General features: G+C 72.1%; 6 protein-coding genes. 4 read left to right on the top strand and 2 right to left on the bottom strand.

Going from position 1 to position 9,719, the window contains the following annotated elements; genetic code table 11:
- The first annotated feature begins 208 nt into the window (after positions 1–208).
- Genes E1262_RS27950 through E1262_RS27940 form a run of 3 tightly spaced genes read left to right on the top strand, consistent with a single transcriptional unit; the run spans position 209 to position 2,564 of the window.
- Entirely contained in the window at positions 209–1,393 is a 1,185-nt protein-coding gene (locus E1262_RS27950) for a thiolase family protein (RefSeq protein WP_132107626.1), read from the top strand.
- Positions 1,390–2,094: an SDR family oxidoreductase gene (locus E1262_RS27945; RefSeq protein ID WP_132107625.1), complete on the top strand. Its 705-nt coding sequence runs from the start codon at positions 1,390–1,392 to the stop codon at positions 2,092–2,094. Before E1262_RS27950 ends, E1262_RS27945 begins: the two co-directional genes overlap by 4 nt.
- Positions 2,091–2,564 (top strand): winged helix-turn-helix transcriptional regulator, encoded by a 474-nt coding sequence (locus E1262_RS27940; RefSeq protein WP_132107624.1) that lies wholly within the window; start codon positions 2,091–2,093, stop codon positions 2,562–2,564. Before E1262_RS27945 ends, E1262_RS27940 begins: the two co-directional genes overlap by 4 nt.
- Here E1262_RS27940 and E1262_RS27935 read toward each other — a convergent pair.
- Positions 2,561–3,106, bottom strand: a complete 546-nt coding sequence (locus tag E1262_RS27935; protein WP_132107623.1) for a DUF2255 family protein — start codon at positions 3,104–3,106, stop codon at positions 2,561–2,563. The two genes, E1262_RS27940 and E1262_RS27935, sit on opposite strands and share 4 nt — an antisense overlap.
- On the opposite strand from E1262_RS27935, the gene E1262_RS27930 reads away from it, so the two are divergent.
- The gene (locus E1262_RS27930; RefSeq protein WP_203454580.1) at positions 3,090–4,043 is read left to right on the top strand and encodes an alpha/beta fold hydrolase; all 954 of its coding nucleotides are present in this window, start codon (positions 3,090–3,092) and stop codon (positions 4,041–4,043) included. The two genes, E1262_RS27935 and E1262_RS27930, sit on opposite strands and share 17 nt — an antisense overlap.
- Before the next feature lie 65 nt (positions 4,044–4,108).
- Here the strand turns inward: E1262_RS27930 and E1262_RS27925 are convergent, their stop codons facing one another.
- Positions 4,109–9,541 carry a LamG-like jellyroll fold domain-containing protein gene (locus tag E1262_RS27925; RefSeq protein ID WP_203454579.1) on the bottom strand — a complete coding sequence of 1,811 codons (5,433 nt, stop codon included), beginning with the start codon at positions 9,539–9,541 and terminating at the stop codon, positions 4,109–4,111.
- Positions 9,542–9,719: the final 178 nt, after the last annotated feature.

Genomic DNA, 9,719 nt, shown 5'->3' with positions numbered 1-9,719 from the left:
CGCAAACCGAAATAGAGCCACACCCCACAAGCGGGATGGGCAGCCCAGAAGAGAGCGTCCCGCCGAGCGCCTGGACCGAGTCTGGCCGGACACCGGTCCTACGGGAATCGTCTAGTAGCCCCGCAATAGCCGAACAACTCCAAGATCAACGAGCGGTCGGGGTTCGGTCGTGGGTTGGATTTTCCAACTCAGCAGTTAGAGTGGGGTCATGCGAGATGCCGTCATCGTCGACGCGGTCCGTACGCCACTCGGAAAGGGCAAGCCGGGCGGCGCGTTGGCCGACGTCCACCCCGTCGACCTGCACGCGACCGTCCTGCGCGCGATCGCCGAACGCACCGGCATCGACCCGGCCGCCGTCGACGACGTCATCGGCGGCGCCGTCGGGCAGATCGGCGAGCAGAGCATGAACACCGCGCGGTGGGCCGCGCTGGCCGCCGGCTTTCCCGAGTCGGTGCCCGCCGTCACGGTCGACCGGCAGTGCGGCAGCAGCCAGCAGGCCGTCCATTTCGCGGCGCAGGGTGTCATCAGCGGCGCCTACGACGTCGCCATCGCGTCCGGTGTCGAGTCGATGAGCCGGGTCCCCATCGGCAGCCAGGCGGCCGGACTCGACTTCCTCGGCGCGAGCGTCGCCGCGCGCTATCCGGACGGGCTGGCGCCTCAGGGGATCAGCGCCGAGCTCATCGCGGCCCGTCGCGGCCTGTCCCGCGAGCGGCTGGACGAGTTCGCGCTGGCCAGTCACCAGCGGGCCGCCGCCGCGTGGCGTGACGGCCGGTTCGCCGCCGAGGTCGTCGCCGTCGACGGCGCCGATCTCGCCGTCGACCAGTCGGTGCGCCCGGACACGTCGGCCGCGGCGCTGGCCGGGCTGAAGCCGTCGTTCTGGGCCGACGTGTGGGAGCGGCGGTTCCCGGAGATCGGCTGGCACGTCACCGCCGGCAACTCGTCGCCGGTCAACGACGGCGCGGCGGCCGTGCTGATCGTCGAGCGCGAGACAGCCCGGCGGCTGGGGCTGCGGCCGCGCGCCCGGCTGCACTCGTTCGCCGTCGCCGGCGACGACCCGCTGCTCATGCTGATGGGCATCGTCCCGGCGACGCGCAAGGTGCTCGGCCGCGCCGGGCTGACGCTGGCCGACATCGACGCGTTCGAGGTGAACGAGGCGTTCGCCAGCGTCGCCCTGGCCTGGCTGGACGAGACCGGCGCCGACCCGGCGAAGGTGAACGTCAACGGCGGGGCGATCGCGCTCGGGCACCCGCTCGGCGCGAGCGGCGCCCGGCTGATGACGACGCTGCTGTCGGTGCTCGAGCAGACCGGCGGCCGGTACGGGCTGCAGACCATGTGCGAGGCCGGCGGCCTCGCCAACGCGACCATCATCGAAAGACTGGAAGGACCACAATGACCCGCATCGAAGGAACCGTCGCGCTGGTGACCGGCGGCAACCGCGGCCTGGGCAAGGCGCTCGTGGACGAGCTGTTCGCCCGCGGCGCGGCGAAGGTCTACGCGGCGGCGCGCGATCCGCGGACGGTGACCGATCCGCGCGCGACGCCCCTCGCCGTCGACGTGACGTCCGACGAGGCGGTGGCGGCGGCCGCGGCCGAGGCGGGGGACGTGCGGCTGCTCGTCAACAATGCCGGCGGACTGGTCGGCGCGTCGTTCCTCGACTCACCGGTCGATGACGTCCGGCGCGAGTTCGAGACCAACTTCTACGGGCCGCTGCGCGTGACGCGGACGTTCGTGCCGGTCATCGAGGCCAACGGCGGCGGGCACGTGCTCAACGTGCACTCCGTGCTGTCGTGGCTCGCGATCTCGGGCTCGTACAGCGCGTCGAAGGCGGCGCTGTGGTCGCAGACGAACTCGCTGCGGCTGGAGTTGCGCGATCGTGGCATCGGCGTCACCGGCCTGCATGTCGCCTACATCGACACCGACATGGCCGCCCGCGTCGACGCCCCGAAGTCGTCCCCGGCCGACGTCGCCCGGCTGGCCCTCGACGCCGTCGAGGCCGGCGCCCACGAGGTCCTCGCCGACGACGTCACCCGGCAGGTCAAGGCCGGGTTGTCCGGCGACCTGGGCGCGCTGTACCCGCAGCTGGCGGCGTCGTGACCGCGTCGCCGGCATCGTCGGCGTCGTCGGCGCGGGAGTGCTCGATCGCCAACGCGCTGGCGGTCGTGGGGGAGCGGTGGAGCCTGCTGGTGCTGCGCGAGGTGCTGCTGGGGAACGTGCGGTTCGAGTCGATCGCCGCGAACACCGGCGGCAGCCGCGACATCCTGTCCGCCCGATTGCGCACCCTGGTCGAGGCTGGTGTCCTCGAGCGGCGCCTCTACGACGAGCATCCGCGCCGCTACGAGTACCTGCCGACGGAGGCCGGCTGGGCGCTGCAGCCGATACTGCTGGCGCTGATGGACTGGGGCGACCGCTACGTGACGCAGGGCCCGCCGCCGACAGTATGGGAGCACTCCTGCGGCGCGGAGCTGCACCTCGAGGCCGTGTGCGCCGCCTGCGGCGAGCCGGCGTCGTCGGGCCAGTCCCGCCTGCTCCGCCTCGGCGGGGTCGACCAGGTTCCGGCCGGTTAGCCCTCGACCGGCGTGACGCGGAGGGTGGATATGCGGACGTCGCCGGTGATCATCATGCGCAGGGCGGAGCCGGAGCCGGCGTACTTGCTGCTGTAGGCGTCGTCGACCTGGGCGTTCGTGGCCTCGTCGGTGACGAGCTCGGCGGCGACGTCGTACCGCTCGCCGCCGTTGACGAAGGCGGCCCGGCCGGTGCGCCGGATGCGGGCGTACCACTTCGACGAGTCGCCGTAGCCGTTGCGGATGTACGCCTGCCCGTCGACGACGACGGCCCAGATCTTGGTGACGATCTCGCGCCCGTCCTCGGTCCGCGTCGCCAGCCGAACCGTGCCGGTGCGGGTGAGGTGGTCGAGTGCTGCCCTGCTGTCGGTCATGATCGGCACAACCACGCGCGGGCCGTTCCTATGCCGCGCCGGCGTACTCGAGGACAGCCAGTCGCCGGCGAAGGACGGCGCGCCGAGCACCGCGGCGGCCCGGTCGGCCAGTGTCGACTTGCCGGTGCCGGGCAGGCCGGCGAAGACGACGACCGTGGGCGGCGTGCGCACGCGGACATTCTGCCGCCGTCCGCCCGGCTGTGCAGCGATATCTGCTGCCAGCCAAGGAGCGCGCGGCACCCGTTCGGCCGGCTGTAGGTTGCCCGGTATGCGTTCGATCAGCACAGCGGACGGCCGGGTCCTTGCCGTGGAAGAGTGGGGCGTGCCTGACGGCGTACCGGTCGTCTATGCGCACGGCACTCCGATGAGCCGGCTGGCGCGTCATCCCGACGCCGCGCTGTTCGCCGATCTCGGCATCCGCCTGATCACGTTCGACCGGCCCGGCTTCGGCAACTCCACGCCGCGTGCCGGCAGGCGGGTCGTCGATGCTGCTGACGACATCGCCACGATCGCCGACCACCTCGGCCTCGATCGCTTCGCCATCTTCGGTGTCTCCGGCGGGGGCCCGCACGCACTGGCCTTCGCCGCCGTCCACCCCGACCGGACCACCAGGGTCGCGACCCTGGCGAGTACCGCGCCGTGCGATGCCGAGGGCCTCGACTGGACCGCCGGGATGATGGAGAGCAACCGGCTCAGCGCCGCCGCGGCGTTACGCGGACGCGCTGCGCTGGAGGCCCACCTGGCCGAGACCGAGTCCGCGGATCTGAGAGAGCTGTTGCCGGAGGCGGAACAGGCGGTGCTCGCCCGGCCCGAGTTCCAGCAGATGCTCTCGGCCGCCTACGCCGAGGCGCTGCGGCCCGGGTTGCAGGGCTGGGTCGACGACGAGCTCGCCCTCTTCGGGCTGCCCTGGGGCTTCGACCCCGCAGCCATCACCGTTCCGGTGTCGCTGTGGCATGGCGAGCTCGACACCGTGGTGCCGGTCGCGCACTCCGCCTGGCTCGCCGCGCGCATTCCCGACGCGGTCCTCACTCGCGCGCCCGGTGCAGCACACGTCGGTCATTTCGACGCCACGGCCGCTACTCTTCGCTGGCTTCTCGACCGAAGCTGAACGGCAACGGCGCCGGCCCGCCTGGAACGATCCCGAGCGGGCCGGCGCCGTCAGAGCCGTCGCGCCTATGGACTCAGCTGCGCCCGCAGGGTCTCGGCCGCGGTCAGCAGCCGGGCCCTGGTCGTGGCGTCGATGACGGCGAGCGCCTCCGACGCGAACCGCTGGACCGCCTGGTCGGCCTGCCGCACCTGGCCGCGGTCCGCCGCGGACTCCGCCGTCTGCAGGTGGGCCAGCATCCGCTGCCGCTGGCTGCCCAGCACGAGCCCCTCACCGGCGTACCGGTCCACCAGCGCACCGACGGTCTCGAACGAGACCACGACGGTGAACGCGGCGGCCTGCGACGTCGTGGTGCCGGCGACGTCGGTCGCCACGACGCTGACCTCGTGCGGGCCGGCGGTCAGCCCGGCGAGGTCCAACGTCAGCGGCGCGTCGACGGGTGCACCGTCCAGCCGTAGCTGGGACGACGCCAGGCCCGAGCCCGCGTCGTCCGCGGACGCCGTCACGGACAGCACCTCGTGCACGCCGTACGACGCACCGGCGGTGACGCCGTCCAGCACCACGGCGGGCGCCGTCGTGTCGACCTTCAGGTCGAGCGTCTTCTCCTCCTCGACGGTGCCGGCGGCGTCGCGCGACCGGAAGCGCACTGTGTGCACGCCATCGGGCACGGTGACCGGCGCGGTGTACGGCGTCCACTCGCCGTCGCCGAGGGCGTACTCCGTGGTGACGGCCCCGCTGCCGCCCGCGACCGACAACGTGACCACCGGCGCCGTGACGTACCAGCCGTCCGAGCCGTCCGGCGCCGCAGGGGCGACGGTCGCCGTCGTGACGGGCGGCTCGGCCTCGTCGCCCTCGAACAGCGCGCGGACGTCGTCGTCGCTCAGCGCGTGTTCGTAGACCCGGACGTCGTCGATCAGCCCGTTGTACAGGCCGTCCGGGTAGTCGTTGTTGCCGAGGTAGTTGCTGCTGGTGACGCCGTTGACGCCGATGTCGTCGATGCCCAGGGTGAAGTCGGTCCGGGTGCCCATCAGCTGACCGTCGAAGTACAGCTTCCCGGTCGAGCCGGACATCGTGAACACGACGTGCGTCCACTCGCCGAGGGGCAGGTCGTTGGCCGCACCCAGCGTCAGCCGTTCCTGCAGCGGGTTGCCCGGCGCCTTCAGCGTCGCCGCGAAGCCGGTCGCGCCCCCTGCCTGCGTCCGCGACTGCAGCAGCAGGAACGTGTCGGTCCCGTTGCCGACCTGGAACAGCGGCACCCAGTTGGGCAGCGCCGTCGGCCGCACCCACAGCGACACGGTGACCTCGTCCTCCATGTTCGCGAACAGGTTGTTCGGCAGCTGGACGTAGTTGTCGCTCGATCCGCCGCCGCCCGGCAGGGACACCGCTCCAGCTCGCGGCCCGTCCGGCGACCACGACGTCGTCCCGCGCAGGGCGGCCGCGCCGATCGACGGGTCGGTGCCGGAGTTGGCCGCGGACGTCCCGGCGCCCTCGTCGAACGTGTAGTGGATCGGCACGCCCTCGCCCGGCGGCGGCCGCTCGACGATGTGGGCGACGGACGCGTCGGACGCGCGCCGGCCGTCGTCGCCGAGGTATCGGACCTCGATGGTGTACTCGCCCCTGGCCAGGGTCAGCGCGGGGAACGTCACCGACCCGTCGGCGGCCAGCGGGACCGGGTCGCCCTGGCGGGCGTTCAGGTCCAGCGGGTCGTCCGCGCGGACCGGCTCGACCCAGAGCTCGGCGAGGCCGGCGGCCGGCGCGCCGGACTCGTCCTCGACGGTCGCGGACACCGTGATCGGCTCACCGAACGGCGACGGCGACGGGGTCACCGTCACGCTCGTGGTGGTCGGGACGGCCGCCCCTTCGGCGTGCAGGACGGCGATCTCGGCCGCCGTCAGCGCCGTGTCGTAGGCGCGGACGTCGTCGAGCAGCCCGGCGAACGACGGGTCGGGCCAGTCGTTGTTGCCGAGATAGTTGTCGGTGGTCGGCTCGCCGTCGCCGACGTCGGGCAGGCCGATCGAGAAGTCGTCCCGCGATGCCGCCTCCTCGCCGTCGAGATACAGCGTGCCGGTGCTGCCCTGCATGGTGAACGCGACATGCGTCCACTCGCCCGGCGTGAGGTCGACCCCGTTGCCGAGCGTCAGCCGTTCCTCGACCGCGCCGCCGCCGGCGGGTTGCGCCTTGAACGTCGCGGCGAGACCGGTCGGGCCGTTCGCCTGCGTCTGCGACTGCAGCAGGAAGTAGGTGTCGGTCCCGTTGCCGATCTGGAACAGCGGCATCCAGTTCTTCAACGTGTCGGCGTTGGCCCACAGCGACACCGTGAAGTCGCTGGCGCCGGCGAGCAGGCCGTCGGGCAGGTCGGCGTGGTCGCCGTCGCCGCCGGACAGGTCCAGCGCCGATCCGAACACGCCGGACGACGTCCAGCCTGCGGCGCCGGTCAGAGCCGCCGCGCCGGTGGTGTCGTCGTCGTGGCCGGTGTTCGCCGCCGTCGCGCCCTCGCCCTCGTCGAACGTGTAGTGGACGGGGACGTCGCCGGGCCCGGGGTCGACGCCCACGATCGCGAGGTCGTCGACGATGACGCCGGCGCTGGTGCCCGACCCGGTCAGGGTCAGCGGCTCGGAGCGCGCCGTCGCCGTGAACGTGGCGACGAAGGTCGCGAAGGTCGAGGGTCTGGGGATCCCGGAGATGCCCGACGGTTCGTCGCCGGTCGCCGTGATCGTGGTGTCCAACGACCCGATGCTGAGGTCGGCGCTGACGGTGTCGCCGTCGCCCACCGCCTCTCTGCTGTCGCGGGCGTACCTCAGCGAGATCCGGTACTCCTTGCCGGGCACCAGCCCGTCGATGGTCCGGGTGAGGCGGCCGGACTGGCCGAGGTCGAGGTGGTACCCGACGACGCCGAGCCCGCCCATGCCGGGCGCCATGCCGCGCACCAGCTCGACCGCGGTGTCGACCGTCCAGGGCGCCATCCGCCCGTCGCCGGCCTCGACCTCGACGGTCATCGGCGGGTTCTCGCCGCGCCACTCGGCCGGTACCCGCGGGTACTCGAACTGGTCGACCAGCGGCGTGCGGGTGTCCATCGGCGTCTCGGGGTCGATCTCGAGCATCGCCGCGATCGACGGGGTGCCGTCGGCGTCGAGGACGAACAGCATGTACGACCCGGGCGGCGCGTAGGTGCCGTCGGCCGGCGCCTGGACGGTGAGCGTGCCGTCGGCCGTTCGCGCGAACTCCAGCTCCTCGAACGTCTGGCCATTGTTGAAGCCGTGGGTCACCGAGCCGTTGCGGACCAGCGACACCTTGGCGATCTCGCCGGCCACGTCGATGTCGAACGTGCCGTTGTAGCCGATCTTGTCCGGCGCGTCGAGGATCGCAGGCCGCTGCGCGAGCTGGTCGCCGTCGAACAGGTACGCCGGCGAGTAGAACTCGGCGTCGGTGTAGTTGCGCGGACCGGGCGAGCCGCCGCCGGCGATCATCACCCGGCCGTCGGGCAGCAGCAGCGCGGTCGAGTGGTACAGGCGGGCGTGCGCGTACGGGGCCAGGTCGCTGGTCCACTCGCCGGTGTCCGGGTTCCAGAGCTCCGGGATCGTGGCGACGCCCTGCGCACCGTTGTTCTGCGTGCCGCCGCCGGTCACCAGCACCTCGCCGGTGGGCAGGACGGTCGAGTTGGCCCAGTGCCGGCCGAAGCGCATCGGCTCGGTCGCCTCGACGACCGGCTCCGCCGTGCCGCCGTCGGTCATGAGGTCGACGGTGAACCCGGCGCGGGCGCCGGCCGGACCGCCGCCGTTGCCCCACCATCCGCCGCCGACCTGCAGGATCTTGCCCGGCCGGTACATGGTGGCGGTCGACGTCGCGCCGACGGGGTTGCCCAGCGCGCCCTGGTTGGCGACGTCCGCCGGCACCGTGCCGCGCAGCGTCAGCGTGCCGAGGCCGGACGGGTCGAGCTCGAACATCTGGGTGCCGCTGATGTTGAACAGGTTGCCGTTCTCCGGCGCGACGAATGCCCGCGGGTACCACCAGCGGTTCTCGTCCGGCCCGAGGTCGCCGCCGCCGTCACCATAGGCGGCCGCGCTCTCCGCACCCGTCAGCAGCGTCCAGCCGGAGCCCTCGTCGGGGCTGTAACGCTCCGGCATGAGGACGCCCGGCCCGGCGACACCGCGCACACTGCCGCCTTGGACGACGATGTCGCCGTTGGGCATCACCGTCCCGGTCGGGTACCAGCGCGGCTCGTTCATCGGGGCCTCGTTGCGCAGCCCGGTGCGGCTGGAGTAGCTGGTGACGCCGATGGCGCCGTTGACCGGGTCGTTGCGGACGCCGAGGCTGTCGTCGCCGCCGACGGTGAGCATCGCGCGGCGGTTCGGGTCGTGCACCTGCATCGAGCAGAACAGGTCGGTGTAGGTGGCGTTCTCGACGATGCCGTCGTAGAGGTTGTCCATCGTGCGTGGCGTCGACGGGTCCCACACGTCGGTCTGGAACTGGCCGCCCTGCGCGACGCACGAGTTGCCGGTCCAGTCGTACGGCGTGTTGTCGACGCAGCCGGTCGGCGTGCTGCCGAACGACTGGATCTTGCCGTCGTGGGTGAGCGCCATGTTGATCGCCATCAGCGGCCACGGTGTGACCGGGCTCCACTCGCCCGCGTGGTCCTTGGCCGGCGGCGAGCAGTCCGCGGGGACCAGCCCGGCGGTGTAGGCGAGGCCGTTGCGCAACTGGTCGCGCATGACCGGCTCGGAGAAGTAGGCGCCGTCGTGGCCCATCGACGTGTACCAGGACCGGCCACCGTCGTACTCCTGACACCAGGTGACGGGGTGCAGACTGCCGTGGTGGCCGTCGGTGTACGTCGTCTCGTCGACCTCGAGCAGGGTGCGGACGTTCGCCGCCGGGTTGACGTTCCAGTCGTACCACTCGTCGCTGCGGACGAACGAGTCAGGGATGCCGGCCGTCAGCGGGTGGCCCTGCGCGTTCACGCGGACCGTGGCCTGGCGGATAGCCGGGTTCTCCGGATGTCCCTCGGAGACCGCGCCGACCAGCCCGAGGTACCACGGGTTGACGTCGTGCTCGCTGACGGTGCCCGCCGACCAGCCGGTGTAGTGGATGCCCAGCCAGCCGCCGCCGCCCTGGATGTACCCCTCGAGGGCGTCGCGCTGGGCGTCGTTGAAGAGGATCCCGCCGGTCTGAGCGAACACCAGCGTGTCGTAGGTCGCCAGGTTCTCCGGCGTGAACACGGAGGCGTCGTCGGTGTCGGTGATCTCGACGGTCCGGCCGTACTGGGTGCCCAGCTCCGCGGCGAGGTCACGGATCGCCTGGCGGGCCTGCACGTGCGACGCGTGGAAGTTGGGCTTGTAGAAGAGGAGGACCCGCAGGTCGGTGTCGAGTTCCACCGGTTCTTCGGCGGCGGAACCGGGCAGTGTGGCGATCGCCGGAACGGCCACGACCAGCGCCAGGAGCAGCGCGAGGCGACGCAGGAACCGGCGAATGAGACGTGAGTGGGCAGACGCTCTGTGCTCGATCATTCGGAACCCCATCGTTCGAGAGCGGCGACTCGTGGCCGGCCCCCGCGCCGGGCACTCCCGCTGGACGATAGGGGTCGGGATTGTCCAGAGTCAAGAACTCTGTTCCAGATGTGGGACACTCCGGAGAGGTTGTCCACACATGTGAACCGCGGGTGTTGATGGGCCGGTCGGCTGAGCT

It is taken from the genome of Jiangella aurantiaca (assembly GCF_004349105.1).
Classification (GTDB): domain Bacteria; phylum Actinomycetota; class Actinomycetes; order Jiangellales; family Jiangellaceae; genus Jiangella; species Jiangella aurantiaca.
Note: the sequence above shows the minus strand (reverse complement) of the source record. Positions and strands in the feature narration are given on the sequence as shown.